This is a genomic window from Albibacillus kandeliae (assembly GCF_003116585.1).
Taxonomy (GTDB): domain Bacteria; phylum Pseudomonadota; class Alphaproteobacteria; order Rhodobacterales; family Rhodobacteraceae; genus Albibacillus; species Albibacillus kandeliae.
The window spans coordinates 1-22,292 of sequence record NZ_QEHM01000010.1; the positions used below are offsets into that span (position 1 = coordinate 1).

The 22,292-nt window shown below is 64.3% G+C and carries 19 protein-coding genes; 11 read left to right on the top strand and 8 right to left on the bottom strand.

Annotation, left to right across the window (positions count from 1 at the left end; all coding sequences use genetic code 11):
• Positions 1–295: 295 nt before the first annotated feature.
• Complete coding sequence (locus DDT93_RS21200; RefSeq protein ID WP_109467903.1) at positions 296–1,408, top strand: zinc-binding dehydrogenase; 1,113 nt, start codon at positions 296–298, stop codon at positions 1,406–1,408.
• 235 nt (positions 1,409–1,643) lie between these two features.
• On the opposite strand, the gene DDT93_RS21205 is transcribed toward DDT93_RS21200, so the two are convergent.
• Positions 1,644–3,113: a DUF1254 domain-containing protein gene (locus tag DDT93_RS21205; protein WP_198654927.1), complete on the bottom strand. Its 1,470-nt coding sequence runs from the start codon at positions 3,111–3,113 to the stop codon at positions 1,644–1,646.
• A gap of 368 nt (positions 3,114–3,481) precedes the next feature.
• Between DDT93_RS21205 and DDT93_RS21210 the strand changes: the two genes are divergently transcribed.
• From DDT93_RS21210 to DDT93_RS21255, 10 genes are all read left to right on the top strand, one after another.
• A complete protein-coding gene (locus tag DDT93_RS21210; RefSeq protein ID WP_109467905.1) occupies positions 3,482–4,108 on the top strand; it encodes a hypothetical protein in 627 nt (208 codons plus the stop codon).
• Between the two features lie 516 nt (positions 4,109–4,624).
• Positions 4,625–5,143, top strand: coding sequence for a MarR family winged helix-turn-helix transcriptional regulator (locus DDT93_RS21215; protein ID WP_109467906.1), 519 nt, complete (start codon positions 4,625–4,627; stop codon positions 5,141–5,143).
• A 141-nt stretch (positions 5,144–5,284) separates the two neighbouring features.
• On the top strand, positions 5,285–6,304 hold the full coding sequence (locus tag DDT93_RS21220) for an ABC transporter substrate-binding protein (protein ID WP_109467907.1): 1,020 nt from the start codon (positions 5,285–5,287) through the stop codon (positions 6,302–6,304).
• A gap of 100 nt (positions 6,305–6,404) precedes the next feature.
• The gene (locus DDT93_RS21225; protein ID WP_109467908.1) at positions 6,405–7,460 is read left to right on the top strand and encodes an ABC transporter ATP-binding protein; all 1,056 of its coding nucleotides are present in this window, start codon (positions 6,405–6,407) and stop codon (positions 7,458–7,460) included.
• Positions 7,457–8,314, top strand: a complete 858-nt coding sequence (locus tag DDT93_RS21230) for an ABC transporter permease (protein WP_109467909.1) — start codon at positions 7,457–7,459, stop codon at positions 8,312–8,314. Before DDT93_RS21225 ends, DDT93_RS21230 begins: the two co-directional genes overlap by 4 nt.
• Positions 8,311–9,099, top strand: a complete 789-nt coding sequence (locus DDT93_RS21235; protein WP_109467910.1) for an ABC transporter permease — start codon at positions 8,311–8,313, stop codon at positions 9,097–9,099. Before DDT93_RS21230 ends, DDT93_RS21235 begins: the two co-directional genes overlap by 4 nt.
• Positions 9,100–9,123: 24 nt before the next feature.
• Positions 9,124–9,942 carry a polysaccharide deacetylase family protein gene (locus tag DDT93_RS21240; protein WP_109467911.1) on the top strand — a complete coding sequence of 273 codons (819 nt, stop codon included), beginning with the start codon at positions 9,124–9,126 and terminating at the stop codon, positions 9,940–9,942.
• The gene (locus DDT93_RS21245) at positions 9,939–10,670 is read left to right on the top strand and encodes an SDR family NAD(P)-dependent oxidoreductase (RefSeq protein ID WP_109467912.1); all 732 of its coding nucleotides are present in this window, start codon (positions 9,939–9,941) and stop codon (positions 10,668–10,670) included. Before DDT93_RS21240 ends, DDT93_RS21245 begins: the two co-directional genes overlap by 4 nt.
• Positions 10,671–10,678: 8 nt before the next feature.
• Positions 10,679–11,416: an SDR family NAD(P)-dependent oxidoreductase gene (locus DDT93_RS21250; RefSeq protein ID WP_109467913.1), complete on the top strand. Its 738-nt coding sequence runs from the start codon at positions 10,679–10,681 to the stop codon at positions 11,414–11,416.
• A gap of 20 nt (positions 11,417–11,436) precedes the next feature.
• A complete protein-coding gene (locus tag DDT93_RS21255; RefSeq protein WP_109467914.1) occupies positions 11,437–12,819 on the top strand; it encodes an amidase in 1,383 nt (460 codons plus the stop codon).
• 381 nt (positions 12,820–13,200) lie between these two features.
• Here DDT93_RS21255 and DDT93_RS21260 read toward each other — a convergent pair whose 3' ends face one another.
• The 7 genes from DDT93_RS21260 to DDT93_RS21290 form a co-directional block, all read right to left on the bottom strand.
• The gene (locus DDT93_RS21260) at positions 13,201–14,016 is read right to left on the bottom strand and encodes an ABC transporter ATP-binding protein (RefSeq protein WP_109467915.1); all 816 of its coding nucleotides are present in this window, start codon (positions 14,014–14,016) and stop codon (positions 13,201–13,203) included.
• Positions 14,009–14,983 carry an ABC transporter ATP-binding protein gene (locus tag DDT93_RS21265; protein WP_157960243.1) on the bottom strand — a complete coding sequence of 325 codons (975 nt, stop codon included), beginning with the start codon at positions 14,981–14,983 and terminating at the stop codon, positions 14,009–14,011. The genes DDT93_RS21260 and DDT93_RS21265 overlap by 8 nt, the downstream gene beginning before the upstream one ends.
• Positions 14,983–15,822, bottom strand: coding sequence for an ABC transporter permease (locus DDT93_RS21270; protein WP_109467917.1), 840 nt, complete (start codon positions 15,820–15,822; stop codon positions 14,983–14,985). Before DDT93_RS21270 ends, DDT93_RS21265 begins: the two co-directional genes overlap by 1 nt.
• A 3-nt stretch (positions 15,823–15,825) precedes the next feature.
• Entirely contained in the window at positions 15,826–16,854 is a 1,029-nt protein-coding gene (locus DDT93_RS21275) for an ABC transporter permease (protein WP_109467918.1), read from the bottom strand.
• 63 nt (positions 16,855–16,917) lie between these two features.
• On the bottom strand, positions 16,918–18,528 hold the full coding sequence (locus tag DDT93_RS21280) for an ABC transporter substrate-binding protein (protein WP_198654928.1): 1,611 nt from the start codon (positions 18,526–18,528) through the stop codon (positions 16,918–16,920).
• Positions 18,529–18,582: 54 nt separating this feature from the next.
• Positions 18,583–20,178 (bottom strand): hydantoinase B/oxoprolinase family protein, encoded by a 1,596-nt coding sequence (locus DDT93_RS21285; RefSeq protein WP_198654929.1) that lies wholly within the window; start codon positions 20,176–20,178, stop codon positions 18,583–18,585.
• On the bottom strand, positions 20,175–22,187 hold the full coding sequence (locus tag DDT93_RS21290) for a hydantoinase/oxoprolinase family protein (protein WP_109467920.1): 2,013 nt from the start codon (positions 22,185–22,187) through the stop codon (positions 20,175–20,177). Before DDT93_RS21290 ends, DDT93_RS21285 begins: the two co-directional genes overlap by 4 nt.
• Positions 22,188–22,292: the final 105 nt, after the last annotated feature.

A 22,292-nucleotide genomic window follows, 5' to 3' on the forward strand; every position in this document is an offset into this window, starting at 1 on the left:
GGTACTGCGTCTCAAGACGTGGGAGAGTAGGGCATCGCCAGACCTAGTAAACATCCTTCTCTCTATATCGATCAAAACAAAACAATCCCGAGAACGCCGCACGGACACAACCCGCGCGGCGTTCTCGCGTTCAAAACACATCACTTCAAATCCGAGTAAGGACGTTGGCTCTATCCATTCGATCGACGGATGGTCGGCGCCAAGTGACGCCGCGTGAGTGATCTCCATAACGGTTTCGTTCCGCTTGCCCGCAGGGCAATCTGGCAGCGCGAAACCAACCCCTGGAGACCCCACCATGCCAACCACCGGCAAGCAACTGTTCACGACCCTGGACGCAGACGGAACGCTGACCGTAGCGATCGAGGATGTCACCTTTCCCGATCCCACCGGCAACCAGGTGCTGGTGAAGATGGAAGCGGCGCCGATCAACCCGTCGGACCTCGCCATCCTGGCCGGCGCGGCCGATCTGGAGAATGCCAGCTACTCGCACGGCAAGTTCGTCGCGAAGGTGCCCGAACCGTTCAACACGGGATCGAAAGCGCGTCATGGGCTCAAGCTGCCGGCCGGGAACGAAGGCGCGGGCACGGTCGTCGCGGCCGGCGAGGGTGACGCGGCCAAGGCGCTGGTCGGGCAACGGGTCGCCTGTGTTCCGGGCAATGCCTATAGCCAGTATTGTCTCGTCGATGCGTCGGCCTGTCTGCCCCTGGGCGATCATTCCGCCGAGGATGGCGCAAGCGCTTTCGTCAATCCGATGACCGCGCTGGGGTTCGTCGAGAATGCCAAGATGGACGGACAGAGCGCGATCCTGCACACCGTCGGGGCCTCCAACCTGGGCCAGATGCTGACCCGTATCTGCAAGGAAGACGGGATCGGGCTGGTCAACATCGTCCGGAAGGAAAACCAGGCCGATTTGCTGGCCGGGCTCGGCGCGACGCATGTCGTCAATTCTTCGGGCGACGACTTTCCGAACCAGCTGCGCGCCGCGATTGAAGACACCGGTGCCTTCTACGGTTTCGATCCGGTCGGGGGCGGCAAGGCGGTCGACACCGCCTTCAGGGCGATGGAGCAGGTCGCGGTCTCGCGGATGACCGAGTATTCGCGCTACGGCTCGAACCAGCCAAAGCGGATGTTCATCTATGGGCGGCTCGACACTGGTCCGACGATCCTGACGCCGAGCTACGGCTTTGGCTGGACCCTGTCGGGTTGGCTGCTGTTCCCCTTCCTTCAATCCGCCGGGCGCGAAACCGTCGGGCGGATGCGCAAGCGCGTGCTCGACAGCCTCACGACCACCTTCGCCAGCCACTACAAGACACGTGTCAATCTCGACGAAATGCTGACCAAGGAGGCCGTCACCGACTATCGGGCGATGAAGACGGGCGAGAAATACCTCGTCACGCCCTGGTCGTGATCATGTGACGCAGCGCTGGCGGGTGCTTGTCCGGAGGGCAGGGTATATGAGGGCGCGGCCCTTGTTTGAGTGTTGGTGACCGATACGGGCCACCCCTGAAAGGGTGGCCCCCTGTTCCGCTAGTTCTGGATACTTTGCGCCGTTCTCAGCGCCGCAACGGGCAGAACCTGTAGACCAAATTGGGACGACCCTCTTTCGTATCGGACCTTCCCGATGTGGGGGCCGGCGGTACGGTTCATTCCACCGCTGCGATGTCGTTCAGCTTCCAGCTCTGCTCGAAGAACGGCTCGAGAGGGCCGTAGATGCGGAAGATGGCCGTCCAGCCTTTCGTCGGATCGGTCTCGATCCAGTTTGCCTGCTTCCCTTCTGGCGCCTGCGGACCGAAGTAGAGGTCGACAGATCCGTCCTCGTTTTGCGAGAGGTCACTGTAGCTGCTGAGCGCCGGGAACTCCTGAGAGGTCAGCATCATGGAGCGGCTCGCACTGTCATAGACCACGACCGACCAAAAATCCTTGGCAGGTACGTCCGCGGGAACCGTAAGTTTGTATGTCCTTGCTCCGTCGAGCGGTTGACCACTGCCGTCAGTATGGGTGCAGAGGTACTGCGAGCCGATGCCGACCACCTTGCTCGCCATGGCGGGCGTCACGCCTGTCGCGTAGGCGGCAAAGAAGGCCTGAGCGTCGTAGTCGAGATAGCCCTTTGGATCGAATGTGTAGACACCTCCGACGAAGGGGTTCCACCACTTCCGGTCTGCGTAGATGTATTTCTCGTCTCCGACATAGTTCCACATGTTGGCCCGGAGCAGCGCCGCGCCGAGCTTCGCCGCTGGTTCAAGAATCGCCCGCTCCTCGGGAGACGGCTCGAAGGGCTTTCCGAACTCTAACCCGATGGAGGCGAGCAGGAACTTCTGCGCCCCGTCGAGCGCATCGGGATGCTCTTCTGCTATCAGCGCGCCGAGCTCCTCGATCAGGTGATAGTTCTCGGAGTGGACGGTCAGAATCTTCTGGCCTGAGCCATTGATGAGTTCTGTTGGAGGCGGGTTATCTGCCTTGGATAAAGGGTAGATCTTCAGATTCTCATAGAGCGCGTTAGCGGCATTCGTCCTGCCATCGGCCAGAAAGGCGCGAAGGCCCATCCAGACGCCATAGGTGCGCGACGAGAAGGTGAAATAGCCATCCGGTACCTCTCCCTCGTAGCCGGGCGGGAGGATAAGGAATTTGCCGCCCTGACCCTTGTCCGGGCCGGCATTCCCAACATCGCCGACATACCGCATCCACATGTCATTGAAGAAGCCGAGCATCCCTTCAGGTGCCTCGACCACGGTGGGCCCGTCGCCTTTCAGATCAAGGAAGGTCATCGCGTAGACGGTGGTGTTGTTCGCGGTCAGGAACTCGGACTTCGCATCCATAAGATCCTTGAACACAATCACCTGGTTCGGCGCGCCTCCACCGAAGGCTTCGAAGCCTTTGCGCATGGCAAACAGTGACGCCGCAAAGGTGTTTTCCTGGATCACCTCCATAACCCTGTAGGTGGTGCGCAGTTGGAAAAGGCGCTCGGTAGTTTCGGGCGTCGGAAAGCCCTTTTGGAAGGTGAAGTCACCGGCGATGGACGAGATCGTCTCGTTTTCGAGAAAGCGCTCCTCGGCGCCAGCCGGACCGGCGATAATACTCAGTGCGACGCAGGCTGCGAATTTTTCCAGTTTCATCCTAAAATCTCCCGTGAAATGGCTTCGTCGTCGATCCAGCCTGCCGACGCACCGCAATCGTTGGTGTTCCCGGGAACTCACCCCGGCATGGCATGGGGCCGTCATTGCAGAGCTGGAGAAAGATGAGCCAAAAAACGGCCGACAGCTCCGATCGTATCAAGTTGTCGTAGGAAAGTATCCGAATTTCGGGGTTGCGTGGAATGATATGGATCAATCGACTTTCTGCAACCGGGCATGCTCCTCCGAATGCCGGCCAGTGGGACAGACTACAGCTTCAAGAACGGCGGACCGGCAGATTGGCGCGCGTGGCGCGCCCCCGGTGGCGCTGCCCCTTGTGGGTCCTTCGGCGCGTCCTGTAAGTCGCTGCCATGCAAGATTCTCTCTTCAGCCTCGAACTCTTCGACAGCGGGCGAACGCGCCTGATCGCGGCCTATCGCGATCCGGATCATGGCCGGTTTCGGCGGATTTCTCAGCTTCTCTCGGTGGAAGAGACCACGCAGCTTGTCCTCTTCTCCGAGGCGATCCGGTTGCAACGTGTTGTTGGAGCCCCGGGCAAGCCGGCAGTCGAGGTAGGCGCATCGAATCTGTCGCACGATCCGGATTCGTCTCACATCAGGCTTACCCGGTCGGTCGCTCCTCTCAACGAGGTTCAGGCGACGACGGTGGACGTTGAGACATTTCTGCGCACCATCGAACCTGTCACGTGCCAGGTCCGCGAGCGGGCACAATCCTCAAAACACGGACAGTCCCTCGCTGAGCACCTCGATGGCATGAGGCTTCCCGACAGCATGACCGCCGCGAGCCAGTCCGAGGAGATCACTTCGCGACTGCGAGATATCGCGATGATCCTTCTCGTTGAACAAGCCAGCCGGAAGGGTTCGGATTTCGGACGCCTGCTGCGCGCGAAGAGCCGTCAGGCCGAAGCGAAGGCCGAGGTGGCGAGTGTCTTCGAGCAGATTGCCCAGGGCTTCGCGCCTCCTGCAAAAGCTGCGTGAGTTGAGAGTCGCAGGAATTGTGGGGGCCTGACCTGTGCAATCTCTCCGGGGGAGGGCGAACCGGGGATGGCCGGGCAGACCTGCATTGGGCGTGGATCATGGAGACAGTGACGCCATCGGCTCTGCTATCCTGATTGCCGCCGATTGACACTCCCGCATGATTGGACACCGAGGCACTGATGCGACTGATCCCGGCCCATCGCTTTTGGCATCCTGGGTCGAAGTGGGGGAACGGAACTCCGGGACCATAACCGGTCGATTGAGGGCCCGGGTCGGTCCTCTGGCTGTCCTGGCCTTTACCTACCATCACTGCCATGCCGAACGAATGGAGCGCGCGATCGGCCGCGCGGGCCGCAATCTCTCCGTCCGCCGAGACCCGCACAACCAAGGGTGTGTTCGGATTTCCCCTCTCGCAGAGGGTGGCGAACAGATTCATCTGACCGATGCATTGTGATATTGAGGTTACGCGAGATAAAAGCAAAAATAACCTTTTGCAAAAGACAAGTGAGGGCCGCGATGTCATTCGAGATTGAGAAGGAAAAGGACCTCGCCGACCATGGCATCGCCTGGTGGAACACGGAGCGGCCAGAGATCAACACCTCCGGCAAGGAGATCACAGGTCGCCTGATGCGACTGGGCGAGATGGCCGGTAACCGGATGAACACGGTCAGTTCCAAGTTCGGGGTGAAGTACCCGACCTACGCCATTCTTGCGACGCTTCGCGCCTCCGGGCCGCCCTACGCGATGACGCCGAAGAACTTGCAAGCTACGCTGCTGGTGTCTTCGGGCGGCCTTTCCAATCAGCTCGCGCGGATCGAGAAGCAGGGCTTTATCCGGCGGGTCGAGGATCCGAGCGATGGCCGCGGCGTGAGGGTCGAGCTGACCGAGGCTGGAATGGCCCTCACCGAAGAAGCAATGCCAGCCCAGGCTGCCGCCGAGGTGGATTTCATCCGGATGCTCAGCGAAGAGGAGCGCAAAACGCTGGAAACGCTCCTGCGCAAGGTGCTGGTGGTCAACTCGATTCGCGCTGGCTGACCCCTCCCTGAGGGTGGTTGCGCTCGATTCCGGCCTATAAATCTTTTGAAATGCTTTATGATAGCTTTAGTGAAAGATATTTGTGGACGTACGTGCGCGAGTTCGCCAATCTGTGCTCATAAACAACCAACGGGGAAGACCATGAAAAGATTCCTTACAGTGACCACTGCCGTCGCAGCCCTGGTGGCAGGCGGCCAGTCGGCACAGGCCAAGGACCTTGTCGTCGGCATGTTCGGCGGCAGCTTTGGCAAGGCTGCGCAGACCTGCCACATCGCGCCGTTCGAGACCGCGAGCGGCGATACGGTGGTGGTGCAGGAGGGCAGCTCCTCGCAGTTCGCGGCGATGGTGCGCGCGACCGGCGGGGACAGCGACTTTGACGTCGTTTACATCGACAACTCGTTTGCCGCGCAGCTGGCCGCCGAAGGTTTGCTGCAGGCTCTCGACAAATCGAAGCTGAGCCACGCCGGAGAACTGGTCGATGGCGCCTTCGGGGCCGAGGACCACTTTGTCCAGTACCAGTGGGGTGCAACCGCCATCGCCTACAACCCGGCCGATTATCCGACTCCGCCGGACAGCTGGGCCGACGTCTTCACGGCCGCTGCCTCGGGCAAGGTTGCCCTGCCCGATATCGCCGGCACGGCCGGTGTTCACTTCCTGATTGCCGCCGCACTGCTGAACGGTGGCTCCATCGACAACCTCGATCCGGGCTTCGAGGCGATCGCCAAGATCGCGCCTGAGGTGAAGGCCTACTACACTCAGGCCGACCAGATCATCTCGATGTTCGAGCGCGGCGAGATCTCGATCGCGCCCTGGTACCCCGACCGAGCCGCCGCTGCCGGCGATGCGGGCGTTCCGGTGGCCATCGCCTATCCCAAGGAAGGCGCTGTCGGCATCAAGGTCACCATGGTGATCCCGGAAGGTGCCGGGAACACGGACGGTGCCTATGCCTATATCGACAACGCGCTGTCGGCAGACGTTCAGAAGTGCTTTGCCGAGAATATGTATGCCGGTCCCGTCAACAAGGACGTGAAACTCGAAGGTGCAGCGGCCAAGGCCGTGCCGCCCGAGATGTTCGGCAAGCTCTACTTCCCCGACCCCGAAAAGATCGCCGCCAATGTCGGCGACTGGCGCCAGCGCTGGCAGCGCGAGGTCACGAAGTAATCACCCGGTTTCGGGATTTCGGCTAAGATCCCCGGGGCGCAACACCTGCGCCCCGGACCAGAGGAGCCATGCCCGGCTCCGAGTACCAACGGAGACATCTGTGACTTCCCTTTCCCTCAGAAGCCTCACCAAGCGCTATGACACGGCGACCATCGTCAATGCCGTTTCACTCGACGTCGAACAGGGGCAGCTGGTTTCGCTGCTCGGGCCGTCGGGCTGCGGCAAGACGACGATCCTGCGGATGATCGCGGGGCTGCTGGACCCGACCGGCGGGCAGATCCTGTTCGGCGACGAGGATGTCACCGCACTCCCGGCAAACCGGCGCAACGTGGGGCTGGTGTTCCAGTCCTACGCGCTGTTTCCCCACATGACCGTCTTTGAAAACGTGGCCTTTGGCCTGCGCCGTCAGGGCGTGAAGGGGCAGGAACTGAAAACGCGCGTCGGCGAGGCGCTGGAACAGGTCCGGCTCGGCGCGCTGGCCGAGCGGTTCCCACGCCAGCTCTCCGGCGGTCAGCAGCAACGTGTCGCGCTGGCGCGCTCGGTGGCGCCGCGCCCGGCCATCCTGCTGTTCGACGAACCGCTGTCGAACCTCGACGCCCAGTTGCGTGAGGAGATGCAGATCGAGATCAAGCGCCTGCAATCCGAACTCAAGCTGACGTCTCTCTTCGTGACGCACGATCAGCACGAGGCAATGTCTCTGTCGGACCGCATCTGCCTGATGTCGGGCGGCAACATTCAGCAGTTCGCTACACCCGAGGAGGTCTATTTCAGCCCGGCCAACGGGTTCGTGTCCGGCTTTGTCGGCAGTCCGAACAAGCTGACCGGAGTCCTGCGCGACGGGGCGGTGGAGCTGGCGCCGGGGTTGCTACTACCAAGCAGCCGGGCCGTTTCGACTGGTGGCGGGCGTGTTCGCGTGACGCTCCGGCAGGAAGATTTGGTGCTGGCGCCACAGGGTCCCGGCCTTCCCGGCACCATAACCATGCGCATCTTCGAGGGTGCGTCGGTCCAGTACATCGTGACGCTCGACAAGGGGCCGGAGGTGATGGTCCGCGTCTCTTCGCGCGGGGCGCAGGCCGACCTTGAGAAAGGCACCGCGGTTGCCGTCAGCATTCCGGCGGACCGCGTGTTTGTCTCGGCGGAGGAGAGCGCGGCATGACCCGTTCCCGCTCTGCTGGCGTGGGCCTGATCGGCCCCGCCTCCGTTCTGATCCTCGCGGGGTTTCTTGCTCCGACAGTGATCATGGCCATGCTCAGCCTGCGGGACTATTCGGGCATGCACGGGATCGGTACCGACTGGACTCTGTCGAACTACATCGACGTGCTGGGTGATTGGTTCTACATGGAGATCGTCCTGCGTACCCTGGCACTCGGCCTCGTCGTGACGGTGCTGTGCCTTGTAGTGGGATTTCCGCTCGCGCTCTTCATCCTTCGGGTGGGACCGAGGATGCAGACCGTAGCTATCTTGCTGGTGATCTTTCCGCTGCTCTGCAACATCGTGGTCCGTTCGTTTGGATGGATGGTCCTGCTGTCCCCTCGAGGCGTGATCAACGACGCGCTGCTGAATATCGGCCTGATCTCCGAACCGCTGGACCTGATGTACAACCTGACCGGCGTCATCATCGGGCTGGTCCAGATCTACCTGCCGTTCATGGTGCTGCTGCTGGTGCCGGCGCTGCAAAACATCCCGGCCGATGTCGAGGCGGCCGCACTGACCCTGCGCTCGTCGCGGGCGCGGGTGTTCTTCACTATCACCGTACCGCTCGCCAGCCCCGGTATCATCACCGGATCGATCCTCGTCTTCGTGCTGTCGATCTCGGCCCTGGTGACGCCACGGATGCTGGGCGGACCGACCTACCGGGTCATGGCCACGCAGATCTACGACGAGTTCATGACCAACCTGAACTGGCCTTCGGGCGCAGCGCTCGCCTTCGTGCTGACCTTCATTGCACTGGCTTTGATCTGGGCGGCGAACCGGGTCGCGGCCCACCTGACCCGGGGGATCTCGGCATGATCGCGCGGAAACCCTCCTGGCTGCTGAGCCTCGTCGCGATCGCGATCCTAGTCTACATGAATGCGCCGACCATCGTTGTGGTGCTGGCCTCCTTCTCGGATACCTCCTACCTGACGGTGCCGCCACAGGGCTGGACGCTGCACTGGTTCGAATACGTGCTGGGCGACAGCCGCTACATGAGGGCGATTTGGACCAGCCTCTGGCTCGCCTCCGGCGCGACCTTTCTGTCGCTGATCCTTGGCACGGCGGCGAGCTATGCGCTGCATCATTGCCTGGTGCCGTTCCGCGACCTGATCCTATCGGCCGTGATGGCGCCGCTGGTCTTTCCGGCGGTGGTGATCGGGGTGGCGCTGTTGCAGTATGTCTCGCTGCTGGGCCTGCGCGGCCAGCCCTTCGTGCTGCTGCTGGCGCATACGTTGATCACGCTGCCCTACGTGGTGCGCTCGGCCATGTCCTCGCTGACCGGGATCAACCCGCAGATCGAGGAGGCGGCGAACGTGCTCGGCGCTTCGGGCTTCACCGCCTTTCGCCTCGTGACGCTGCCGCTGCTGAAGCCGGGGCTGGTTGCGGGAGCGATCTTTTCCTTCGTCACCTCGCTCGACAACGTGCCGGTGACGATCTTCCTTCTCACCCCGCGCCAATCGACCCTGCCCGTGAAGATCTTTGCCTCGGTAGAGCATGGCGTCGATCCCTCCATCGCCGCGGCCTCGACCCTGCTTGTCGCCGGGACAGCCGTCGCGCTGATCCTTGCGCAGAAATGGGTCTCCTTCTCGCGCTTCTTCTGACACGGACAAACTGGAACACAAACGATGAGCTTCACCTCCAAAGGCTTCCCAATGATGCTGACCTTCGATCTCGACTGCGAGACGATGTGGACAGCCCGCGACCCCGAAGCCCACACCCGCCCGATCCTGATGAGCCAGGGTGCCTATGGCTGGAAACGAGGCGTCTGGCGGGTGATGGACGTGCTGCGCCGCTATGACATCAAGTCGACCTTCTTCGTCCCCGGGCTGGTCGTCGAGGCGCACCCCGAGGTGATCGAGGCGCTGCTGAAGGACGGCCACGAGATTGCCCACCACAGCCACACGCACCGCTGGATCGTGACGCTGACCCCGGAAGAAGAGCGCGAGGAGATGGAGCTGGCGCAGCAGGCCATCATCAAGGCCACCGGGCAGGCGCCGAAGGGCTGGCGTTCGCCGGCGGCCGAAGTCACCAGCCTGACCATGGACCTGATCAAGGAGTACGGGTTCTCCTATTCCTCGAACTTCTTTGATGATGACGCGCCCTACATGCTCAAGGTGCGCGGGGAGGAGATCGACTGTGTCGAGCTGCCCTTCCGCTACATCAACACCGACAGCCCTTATTTCCAGTTCGCCAAGATCCTGCCCGGCCGCACCATCACCTCGCCGCGGCAGGTGTTGGACACCTGGAGCTGGGAGTTCGATACGCTTTATGCCGAGGACCGCATGATGGTCCTCGCCTGCCACCCGGAGTTCATCGGCCAGCCTTCGGGCGCTATCCTGCTGGATCGGTTCATCCAACATATCCTCAAGCACGAGAACCTCTGGGTCGACCGTTGCGACAAGATCGCGGCCGACATGGCGACAAAGCTCAAGGTTCCGGCATGAGCCGGCTGGAGGGACTGAGGGCCATCGTCACCGGCGGCGCCGCCGGGATCGGCTGGGCCACCGCATGCAAGCTCATGGCGGAGGGCGCGCGGGTCGCTGTCGTGGACCGCAGTCCCTGTCCCGAGGGCGAGGCGCTAGGCTATGTCGCCGACATGACAGACGCAGAGGGGCTGACCACCGCGATCGGAGCGGCGGCCGAAGCCATGGGCGGTCTCGACATCCTCGTCAACAGCGCGGGGATCGACCTGGAAGCGCCGACCGAGGCGGTCACCGACGCTGACTGGACGCGGGTGCTGGAGGTCAACCTCACCGGCCCGATGCGGGCAGCGCGGGCGGCCTTTCCCTGGCTCGCGAAGTCCGGGAACGCGGCCATCGTGAATATCTCCTCGGCCGCCGGGCTGCGGCCGATCCCGGACCGGGCGGCCTATACCTCCTCCAAGGCGGGCCTGATCATGCTGTCGAAGTCGCTGGCGCTCGACTGGGCCGACGAGGGGATCCGGGTGAACGCGGTGTGCCCCGGCGCGGTGCAGACCGCGCTGTTCGCGACTTCCTACGAAGATGCGGAAGACCCGCAGGCCCGGCTTGCCGAGATCAAGGACCGCTACCCGCTGAAACGCGTGGCCGAACCCGAAGAGCTGGCCGAGGCCATCGTCTTTCTTGCCAGTCCGGCGGCCGCCTACATCACCGGCGTCGCCCTCGCGGTGGACGGCGGGCGCAGCTTTCACTGAGGTCGAAGATGCACAGATTTACCGGCAAGACCGCGATTGTGACCGGCGGGGCGGGAGGGATCGGCCTCGCGACCGCGACGCGTCTGGCCTCCGAGGGCGCCCGTGTCGCCGTGTTCGACCTAAACCCAGCGGAGGCCCCGGACGAGGCGCAGGCGGGCTGGCTCTCGCTCGCCTTCGACGGGACGGACAAGGCCGCGCTGGCCGAGGCGGTCTCGCAGGTGGAGGGCGAGTTCGGGCCGGTCGACATCCTGTTCAACAACCTCGGCCAGAGCGGGCGCGAGCGGGCAGGGCTGTTCTGCGAGAGCGACGAGGAGGTCTGGCGCTTCGTCACCGAGATCAACCTGATGTCGACCATGCGGGCCTGCCGGCTGATCGCGCCGGGCATGAAGGCGCGCGGGCGCGGACGGATCGTAAACATGTCGAGCGACGCGGCGCTGTCGGGCGACCTGCGGCTGTCGGACTATGCGGCGGCGAAAATGGGTATCGTCGGGTTCACCCGGGCGCTTGCGCAGGAACTGGCGCCCCATGGGGTGACGGTCAACGCGGTCTGTCCCGGTGCCATCGCCACCGAGGCGCACAAGCGGATCCCACGCGCCACGCTTGATGCGCTGGTGGCCGCTACCCCAGTGGGTTTCATCGCCACGGCTGCCGAAGTCGGCGGGCTGGTGGCCTACCTCGCCTCGGACGAGGCGCGTTTCGTGACCGGCCAGACCATTGCCATCAACGGCGGCCGGAACATGCTCTGACAGATGCGAAAGGACCTCCCGTGACCGATATTGCCGACCTGAGCGCCGTGGAGCTTGCCGCGGCAATTGCCGCGCGACGGATTTCCCCCGTCGAGGCAGTCGAGGCCGCGCTCGACCGGATCGAGGCGCGTGCCGAGCTGAATGCCTTTGTCACCGTCAGCGCCGAGCAGGCCAGGGCTGACGCCAAGGACGCCGAGGCCGCGGTGCAGCGGGGCGATCCGCTGGGGCCGCTGCACGGCGTCCCCTTCTCGGTCAAGGACCTGGTCAACACCAAGGGCGTGCGTACGACACAGGGCTCGAAGATCTTCGAACACTTCGTGCCGGAGAGCGACGCGGTCTCGGTTGCGCGGTCCAAGGCGGCCGGCGCCATCATGATCGGCAAGACCACGACCCCGGAGTTCGGGCACAAGCCCGAGGCGACCTCGCCGGTGTCAGGGCGCACCCTGCACCCCACCCATCCCGACCGTTCGCCCGGCGCGTCGAGCACCGGTTCCGCGGTTGCGGTTGCGGCGGGCATGGGACAGCTTTCCATCGGGTCGGACGGAGGCGGTTCGATCCGCATCCCGGCGGCCTGCTGTGGCATCGTCGGATTCAAGGCGACTCTGGGCATGATCCCGCACCTCCAGCTGCCGGACCTGTTCGGCGCCAACTCCTACGTCGGGCCGATGGCGCGCGACGTGGCCGACACCACACTCTTCTTCGAGACGATGGCCGGTTTCGACCGGATGGACCCCTATGGCCAGGCGGTCCTGCCTCCTGAGAAGCGGGTGTCCGACCTCAGGGGGCTCCGCGTCGGCTGGCTGCCGGAGGGTGGGGCGAAAGTTGACCCCGAAGTCGCCGCGCTGACCCGCGCCGCCGTGGAAGCAATGTCAGGGCAGGGGGCAGAGGTCGAGGAGATCGACCTGGACTTCAAGGGGTTGGAGCCCGCGTTTCTCACCGTCTTGCGGGCGGGCCTCTCCTCTCGCGTCGGCCCGCATGTGGCAAAGTTCGGGAACCAGCTGGATGACACCTTGCTGGTGCGTATCCTCGAAGGCGCCAAGCTCGGTGCCAATGACCTGTCCGTGGCCAGCTACGAACGGACCCGGTTCTTCCGCATTCTGCAGCAGGAGCTGGACCGTTTCGACGTGATCATTTCGCCGGTGCTGACCGCACCAGCCATCCAGATTTCGCTCGACACCGCAGGCGAAGTCGAGGTCGCAGGCAATCGCGGCACCATTCGCGGCGCCTGGTATCCCTTTACCTACCCACTGAACCTGACGGGCCATCCTGCCATCTCGATGCCCTGCGGACGAACGACCGAAGGTTTGCCTGTGGGTCTGCAGATCATGGGGCGGTGGTATGCGGACCGGATGATCCTAGATGTCGCCGGGCTGCTCGAGACATTGCTAGGTGAAGCCGCGTGAGGTCGAAAGGCTTGGAAAGGTGCACCTAGAACGGGAGGCCGCGACCCGTGGTCCTGGAATGATATTGCGCCCGGTGCTTTGCCTGTTTGCGAGGATGGAAAACGTGTAGAGCAGCGTCGCGATACCGAACGAAGTACCAGTAATGTCGGGTCCAGCTTTGCGGATCAAGGAGACCCCAGCAGGAACAGGCTGCTCATCTGGCCTCCCTGATGCAAGGCTAGCGAGAAAAGCGCTCATGATACAGGCAGCCATCCGACCCCAATTGGTGGACCAATTCAGTGTGGGCAGTCCAGGACCACTGGCTGGGTACGGCTGACAAATTGCGGCCCGCTTTGAGCATTCGGGCTGTGCGAGGTGTGTTCTCCTTTGAAAGGACCCTAATCAGTGTTCGCGGCCTGCGCGTTCTACGCGTCGCTGGCCCAGTTGGGGGATCGCGGCGATGAGTTCGCGGGTATAGGCCTCTCGGGGGGATGCGAAGAGTGATGCGGCCGGGCCTTCCTCGACCAGCGCGCCCTTTTGCATGACGAGGATGCGGTCGGAGATCAGGCGCACGAGGTTCAGGTCGTGGGTGACGAAGATGTAGGTCAGGTCGAGATCGGCGCGCAGCTGCATCAGGGTCTGGATCACGTGGGCCTGCAAGGAGGCATCAAGCGCCGAGGTCGGTTCATCGAGGATCAGCAGCTTGGGGCGCAGGACGATGGCACGGGCAATGTCGACCCGGGCGCGCTGGCCGCCGGAGAGTTGGTGAGGAAAGCTGTTGAGTAGCCCGAGCGGCAAGCCCGCGCGTTCGGCGGCCTCTTCGACCAGCGCCTTAACCTTGTCGCGTTCCTTGGGAGTGCCCAGCCGACGGATGGGGTCGGCGATGATCTTGGCGGCGGGCCAGCGTGGATTGAGGCTCGCCAAGGGGTCCTGGAACACCATCTGGATGTCGCGGCGTGCCTCGGCCCGCGCAAAGCGCGCCCCGCTGTAGGAGGCGAGGTTGGCCTTATCGAACCAGACCGAGCCCTCGGTCTGGGGAAGCAGCCGCGCGACGATCCGCGCGAGGGTGGACTTGCCCGAACCGCTTTCCCCGACGACCCCGAGGATTTCCCCCCGTCGCAGCTTGAATGAGACGTGATCGACGGCGCGCAGGTGTTTCCCGCGCCCGAGGGGAAAGTCTTTCACGATGGCGCCGGCTTCGAGAAGGATCTCAGTCATGGGGGAAAAAGCACCTTACTGCATGGGCCTCGGACGGTCGCGCCTCGGGAATGGATTGCGTGCGGCAGCAGTCCTGCACGCGCGAGCAGCGTTCGGCGAACCGGCAGGCGGGCAGGTCGTCGCGCCTGAGATCGGGAAGGTTGCCGCCCATTGGCTTGAGGTCGGCCGCGCTCTCCTTGCCGTAGGGCATCGAGTCGAGCAGCATCCGGGAGTAGGGATGGCGCGGGTGGACAAAGACCTCCTCGGCGGGACCGTCCTCCAGCATCTGACCCGCGTGCATCACTACCGCGCGGTCGCAGTACGCGGAGGCAAGCGCAAGGTCATGGGTGATGAACAGCACGGCAACACCGCGCTCGCGGCAGGCCGACATCAGCAGGTCCATCACCTTGACCTGGGTGGTCACGTCGAGCGCGCTGGTTGGCTCGTCGGCGATGATCAGCTCGGGTTCGCACAGCAGCGCGGCGGCGATCATGATGCGCTGGCACATGCCGCCCGAAAGTTCCGCCGGGTAGGCATACATCCGGTCCTCCGCCTCGCGGATGCCGATCATCTCGAGCATGTCGAGCACACGGGCGCGGGCGTCCCGGCGCGACAGCCGCTCGGGCGCATGGGCGCGCAGGATGTCGGTCAGCGTATCGCCGACCTTGCGCAGCGGGTTCAGTGCCGACTTGGCGTTCTGGAAGATCATCGCGACGCGGCGGCCCCGGATGGTCTGGAACGCCTTGTCGGTGAGGCCCTGCAGGTCGGTACCGTCGAGGGCGATGCGGCTCGCGCGGATGCGGGCATTGGGGCCGTTCAGGCGCATGATGGCCATGCCGGTGATGGACTTGCCCGAGCCGCTTTCGCCCACCAGCGCCACACATTCCCCACGGTCGACGGAGAGCCCGACGTTGTCGAGCGCATGTACGCGCCCGGCCGGGGTTTCGAACTCCAGCGTCAGATTGTCGATTTCAAGCATGGCGGTCATCAGCTTCTCCTGCGCGGGTCGGCAATGTCGCGCAGCCCGTCGCCCAGCAGGCTGAAGCAGAAGACGGAGAGCACGAGGGCGAGGCCGGGGAAGAACACGGTCCACCATTCGCCGGACATCATCATGGAGGCACCCTCCTGGATCATAATGCCCCATTCCGGGGTGGGGGGCGCCACACCGAGGCCAATGAAGGCGAGGCCGGAGGTGTTTAGGATGGCCCAGCCGAGGTTGAGCGAGACCTGGACGATCACCGGCGGTAGCGAATTCGGCAGCAGGAAGCGGAAGATCACCGACCCGCTAGAGTTGCCGTTGATCAACGCTGCCTCGACATAGCCGATCTCGCGGCGCGAGGCGGCCTCGATCCGGGCCAGTCGGAAGTAGAAGGGGAAATTGATGATCGAGGTGGCAAGCACCACCGATTGCACTGAGTTACCGAAGACGGCGACGAGCGCCATGGCTGCGACGAACAGGGGAAAGGCCATCATGACGTCGACGATGCGGCTGGTGACACCATCGAGCCAGCCCCCGAGGTAACCGGACATGGCGCCAACCGAGATGCCCGCGAGGGCGGAGATCGCGACGGCGGCGACGGCGATGGCAAAGTCGAGGCGAGTGGCCACAACGACCCGGCTGAAAATGTCACGGCCCAGCTGGTCGGTGCCGAACCAGTGTTCGGCTGAGGGGGGCTGCAGCACCTCCTGCATCGAGGTTGCCAGCGGATCGTAAGGCACGATGAGCGGGCCGAAGATCGCCAGCAGAAACAGCAGCACGATGACCGCAGCGGCGACGCTGGTCGCGGTGTTGCGGCGCAGGTGATAGAGGGCGACGGAACGGGCCATGACTTACCCCTTCAGCTTGTAGCGCGGGTCGATAGCCGCCGAGAGGATGTCGATCGCCAGCGTCATCAGGACGAAGAGCACGGCGACGATGAGGACGAAGGCCTGCACGGGGGCATAGTCCACCCCGGTCAGCGCATTGACCGAGTAGGAGCCGATGCCGGGCCAGGCAAAGAGCTTTTCGATCATGATGTTGGCGCCGAGCATCGTGGAGAGGACCATGCCCATGGTGGCGAGCACCGGCAGCATGGCGTTCGGAAGAGCATATTGCAGCAGGATCTTGCGGCGGGGGATGCCGTAGGCACGGGCCGCCTTAATGTAGTCGCTGTCGAGCGCGTCGATCATGCCGCCGCGCATCATCCGCATCAGGGGCGCGACCGCGAAGATGGCCATGGAGGCGGCGGGCATCAGCATCTTCCCGAGCGCTTCCCAGAAAATTTCCCAGTCACCGATGAGGGCGGCGTCGATGGTCATGAAGCCGGTGACGGTTGGCGGCGCGATGGACCAGCCCGAGAGGCGCCCGATGGGCTCGGGCGCGATGCCCATGAGGAAGTAGAAGATGAAGATCAGGATCAGGCCGAAGAAGAAGCCGGGCATCGCGGCCGAGACCGAGGTGATCACGCGGACCAGCTGGTCGATCCAGCTGTCGCGGTAGAGGGCCGAGAGGACCCCGACGGGCAGCGCCACGACCAGCGACAGGGCGAAGGCAAAGACGGCCAGTTCCAGCGTCGCGGGCAGCCGTTCGCCGAAATCCTTGAGCACGGGTTGCCCGGTGACCAGCGAGTTCCCGAAATTCAGGTGCGCGATGTTGTTGAGGTAGATCAGGAACTGTTCGAATACCGACTTGTCGAGGCCCATGGCACGGCGGATGGCGTCGATGTCTTCCTGGCTCATGTTGGGGCCTGAGGCATAGACGATGGCCGGATCGCCGGGGAGGGCGCGGATCAGAACGAAGGTGACGACGATGACGCCGAACAGGATCGGGAGCGCCATCAGCAGGCGCCAGGCGATCAGGCGAAGGGTCCGATGCTTCATCAGGGTCTCCGGTAGGGGCGGCCCCCACGGGGCCGGCGGACCGGCCCCGTGGGGAGTTCAGGCTCAGGACTTGTAGAGCGGGCGCAGCTCGAGCTGGCCGTGGAACATGTATTCGTAGCCATGCACGGCGTCACTGAGAACGGTGTCCTGGAAGGGCGACCAGAGCAGGATCAGCGGCACGTCGTCCTTGGCCAGTTCCACCATGCGGATGACCTTGGTCTTGTAGACTTCTTCGTCGGTCTCGAAGCGGGTTTCCTCGACCAGCTTTGACATCTCCTCGTTTTGGTAGTTGCCGTAGTTCCAGCGACGGGTGGAGTTGTAGAAGATGCGGAAGAAGTAATCCGGGTCTGCCAGCCAGGCGCCACCCACGGCGATATACATCGGAAGGGCGCGGTCGGTCTGGAGCTGGCCCATCTGGGCGGAGGGCACCTTCTCGATCTTGACGGTCACGCCGATCTTGCCGAGCGCTTCCTGCATCAGGATCGCGATGGGTTCGGCGGTGGTGCCGAGCGAGCTGTCGATGGTGAAGGTCGTCTCGAAACCATCGGCCATGCCCGCTTCGGCCAGCAGCGCCTTGGCCTTTTCGAGATCCTGTGTGTAGGGCAGGGGCTGGGGATAGCGGGCCTCGGTGGTCTCGGCGGAGCCGCCGAACAGCGGGGTGCCACGGCTGTAGAGGACCGACTCGAACATTTCCTGATATGGCACCGCATAGGCGACGGCCTGGCGAACCAGCTTGTTGTCGAAGGGCGCCATTTCCGAGTTCAGCGCGATGGAGACCATCCGGGCCGGGTTGGAGATGCCGAGCACACGTGGTTTGCCGGCGTCGATCATGTCCTTGATGTCACGGCCCGAGAGTTCGCGGACGAGGTCGGCCTCGGCGCGTTCGGCAGAGGCGCGGCGCGAAGAGGCCACGGGGACGATCTGGGCCATGATGCGGGCCGCGCTGGCGACCTCGCCATTCTTCCAGTCGGCGAAGCGGTCAAGCACGAACTGCTGGTCAGCGACATAGCGGCTGACGGTGAAGGGGCCGCCGCCGGCTTCGTTGGTCTTGAGCCAGGCTTCGGCCCAGGGATCTTCGGTGGTCGCGTGTTCCTTGGCCAGTTCGGAGTTGATGATGGCCGGGAACAGGATGCAGAGGTTGGGCAGGGTGAACCTGTCGGCCTGCGGCAGCGTGATCTGGAACGTCATGTCGTCGACCACGGTGAACTGGTCCGGGCTGGTCAGCGAACCGGTGCCGAGCTGGGCCTTGGAGGTCGGCAGGTTCACCGCGCGGTCGAGCGACCACTTGGCGTCATGCGCGGTGACCGGTCGGCCATCGTGGAAGGTGGCGCCTTCCCGCATCTTGAAGGTGATGGTGGTGCCGTCCTCGGAGACTTCATAGCTCTCGGCGGCCTGGCCGACGATGTTGGAATAGTCGTAGATGAAGGCATCTTCCTTGTCCTCGACCGGCTTGACCCCGAAGGTCACCAGGCGGTCGTAGACGTTCCAGGAGATGTTGCAGGAGGCCGGGTTGTATCCGGTGCCCGAGGGGTCGAAGGTGTTGGGGCTGTCTTCGAGCAGGACGCGGATCACGTCGTTGCGGCCCTGTGCGTTTGCGGGGGTCACGCCGAGCCGGAGGCCGAGGAGGGAGACCCCGGTCATGGCTGCGACATTCAGGAAATCACGTCTTTTCATTTTTCGTGTCTACCTTTCGTTCCTGTTGGATTTCAGTTGGTGTGGGTCCGGAATTCAATCCGTCGCCAGCCCATACCCGCCACCCCCGCAGGACATGACTGTAACCCGGTCATCCCTGTTGATGGTGACGTTATGCTTGCCGGGCAGCTTGGTCTGCGTGCCTTCTTTTGTTTGCAGGTGCACCTCGAAGGGCGCGCCATTCTCGCCGCCTTCCAGCCCGTAGGCGGGAACCACGGCACGTTCGAACATGGTGGTGAGCGAGATGTTGTCGGCGAGCATCCGGTAGACCCGGTGCAGGCCGTCGCCGCCCACGTGGGCCCCCTTGCCGCCCGAGCCGTGGCGCAGCGCCTGACGCTCGACCATGAGGGGGTACTCCGTCTCGATCACCTCGACCGGGGTGCTCATCACGTTGGCAAGGTGGACGCGGGTGACGGCCATGCCGTCCCGGTCGATCCGGGCACCTTCACCGCCGCCGTGCACCTCGTAGAAGGTGGAATAATCGCCCTCGTCGTTGCGCGCCGAGAAGATCAGCAGGCCCGCCGTTGTGGGGCCGCCCGCCGAGAGTTTCTCGGCGGCGACTGGCACCAGCGCCCTGAAGATGGCGTCGGCCACGCGCTGGCAGGTTTCGTGGTTGCCGCCCACGACCGGCACGTTGCTGCGCGGATCGAGGATGGAGCCAGGGCGCGTCACCACCGAAAGGGGGCGGTAGCAACCGGCGGACGGCTGGATGTCGGGGCCGTAGAGCGCCTTCATGACGTAGAAGACACCCGCCGCCGCGATGAAGGGCGTGGTGTTGAGCGCCCCGGGCACGGCATTGTCGGTCCCGGTGAAATCGAAGCTCGCGGTCTCGCCCGAGATCGTGACCTTGACGCGGATCGCGACGGGGGCGCCGCCGTGGCCGTCATCGTCCATGAAGTCCTCGCCTTCGTAGACGCCGTCGGGGATGGTCGCGATGGCCTCGCGCATCTGCCGTTCGGCGCGGTCGTGGATCGCCTCGAAGGCGGCCTTGAGGAAGGCGACGCCATATTGCAGGCGCAGCTCTTCCAGACGCCGCCCGGCGACGGTGGTGGCCGAGATCTGGGCGAGGATGTCGCCGCGCCGCTCGGCCGGGCCGCGCACGTTGGCGAGGATCAGTCCCATCTTCTCCTCGTCGATCTCGTCGCCGGCGACGAGGCGGACCGGGGGAATCCGCAGACCTTCCTGCCAGCAGTCGAAGGCGGCAGCATAGTAGCTGCCGGGCATCGCTCCGCCCACGTCGGCCCAGTGGGCGAGGCTGATCGAGAAGGCATAGAGGTCGCCCTCGTGAAAGATCGGGCGGATCAGCTTGACGTCGGGCAGGTGGTTGCCGCCCACGTCCGGGAGGTTGAGGATCCAGACGTCGCCCGGGCGCAGTGCGTCGCGGCCAACCTTGTTGAGGAACTCGCGGACAGTGAAGCTGAGCACGCCGAGGTGCACCGGCACGTCGCGGCCCTGCGCCACGAGGTAGCCCTCGGCGTCGGTCAGGGCGGAGGAGTGGTCGCCCGCCTCGCGCAGCAGCGGCGAGCGCGCGGCACGCATGACCACGCTCGACATTTCCTCGGCGACGGCGGTCAGCGCGTTGCGGATGACTTCGAGCGATACGGGATCGAGTTGCACGGCGGTGTCCTTCATTGGTCCAGCTCCACCACGATGTGGAGATTTCCTGTGGCGTCGCGGCGGATGGTGTCGCGCGGTGGGACGACGACGGTTGACCAGGTGTCCTCGACGATCAGCGGGCCGGTCAGCACCTCGCCCACGACCAGCGCATCGCGATCATAGACAGGGGTGTTGGCGCTTTCGCCGGTTTCGAAGGTCACCTCGCGGTGGCCGACAGGTGCGGGGGTGGTCGCACCGCCCGGCACTTCGGCGTTGTTGAGTTCGCGCTCGGGGCCGGAAACCTCGGTGCGGACGGTCATCAGCTCCCACGTCTCGCCGGTCGAGTAGCCGTAGACCGCCTTGTGCGCGGCGTCGAACTGGGCGCCGAGCGCTTCGAGGTCGTCGAAGGCCGGGTCATGGATCGGCGTTTCGTAGCTCTGGCCCGAGTATCGGATGCCGGCGGTGTGGGTGACGCGCAGGGTCTCGGCCGCGTGGCCCGCTGCGACGAGGGCGCGGGAGAGCGTTTCCGTTTCCTCCCGCAGCAGCGCATCGAGACGCGACTGGTCCCAGGTCTTCGATTTCATGTTCACGGTGAACTGGCGGGAATAGCTCATCGCCGCATCGACGCAGCCGAGCGCGGAGAAGCCGGAGGAGAACATCGGGACGACGATGGTCTTGATGCCGCAGATGCGGGCGACCTCGACCGCGTGCATCGGGCCGGCGCCGCCGAAGGCCACGAGGTCGAAGCTGCGGATGTCGAGACCGCGTTCCACGGTGGCGCGGCGCAGGGCGCGGGCCATGGTGGCGTGGACGACGCGGGTGATGCCGACGGCGGCCTGCCTGGTCTCGAAGCCCATTTCGGCGGCAAGGGCGCCGATGGCCTTGTCCGCCAGTTGCGGTTGCAGCGGAACCGAGCCGCCAAGGGTGCGGGTAGGGTTCAGGTAGCCAAGCGCGATGTCGGCGTCGGAGACCGTGGGCAGGGTGCCGCCCTTGCCGTAGCAGGCGGGGCCGGGCGTGGCCCCGGCGCTGCGCGGGCCGACCTCGAGCGCGCCCGAAACGAGGCGGGCGATAGAGCCGCCGCCGGCGCCGATGGAGTCGACCGCCACCATTGGCAGGCGGATGCGCTGGCCGCCTAGTTCGCGGTTGGCCGCGATTTCGGCGCGGCCGTTCACGATGAGGCAGACATCGGTGGTGGTGCCGCCCATGTCGAAGGTGAGGGCGTTCTGGATCCCGAGGGCGCGGGCCATCTCGGTCGTTGCCAGCGCTCCGGCGGCGGGGCCGGACATGGCAAGCATCAACGGACGTTCCGCGATCAGGTCGGGCGTGGCCATGCCGGAGGCGGAGTGCATCAGGTGGACCAGGCTGTTCTCGGCCTTTGTCTCGTCGATGCGGTTCAGGTGGGCGCGGATCTTGCCCATCATCATGGCGTTGAGCACCGTGGTGCTCATCCGTTCGAACTCGCGTATCTCGGGGGAGATTTCGTGGGAGAGCGAGACGTTGGCAAAATGCTCGGAGAGCTTTTCGCCCAGCTTGATCTCATGCGCGGGGTTCTGGAAGGCGTGCAGCAGGCAGACGGCGACGGTATCGACGCCGGTTGCCTTGATCTCGGCGATCACGCGGTCGATCTCGGCATCGGAAAGTTCGGTCAGGACGCTGCCGTCGGCCAGCAAGCGTTCCTCGACCTCGAAGCGCAGATCGGACGGGACGAGCGGGGCGACCTTCGGCGTCACGTCGAGTCGGTAGAGCACGCGGCGGGAGGTGCGGCCGATCTCGATGGAATCCGCGAAGCCGGAGGTCGCGATCAGGGCGCAGGGGCGGAAGTGCTGCTCGACGATATCGTTGGTGACGATGGTCGTGCCGTGCACGATTTCGCCCACGTCGGACCAGTTCAGATCGACGGCGGCAATGGCCTCGACGATAGCCCGCACCGGCTCGGCCGGTTTGCTGGGGACCTTGGCGGACCGACGGTTCGTCCCGTCGGGAGAGACTGCGATCACGTCGGTGAACGTGCCGCCGATATCAATTCCTAGACGCCATTCCGACACGGGACTTCCTCATTCTCGGTATTCGATAGTTTTTCTTACTTTTTCGAAAAACGATATTGAGGGGCGCCTGTCAACGTCTTCGCTCGGGATGTGAAATGTGGCAGT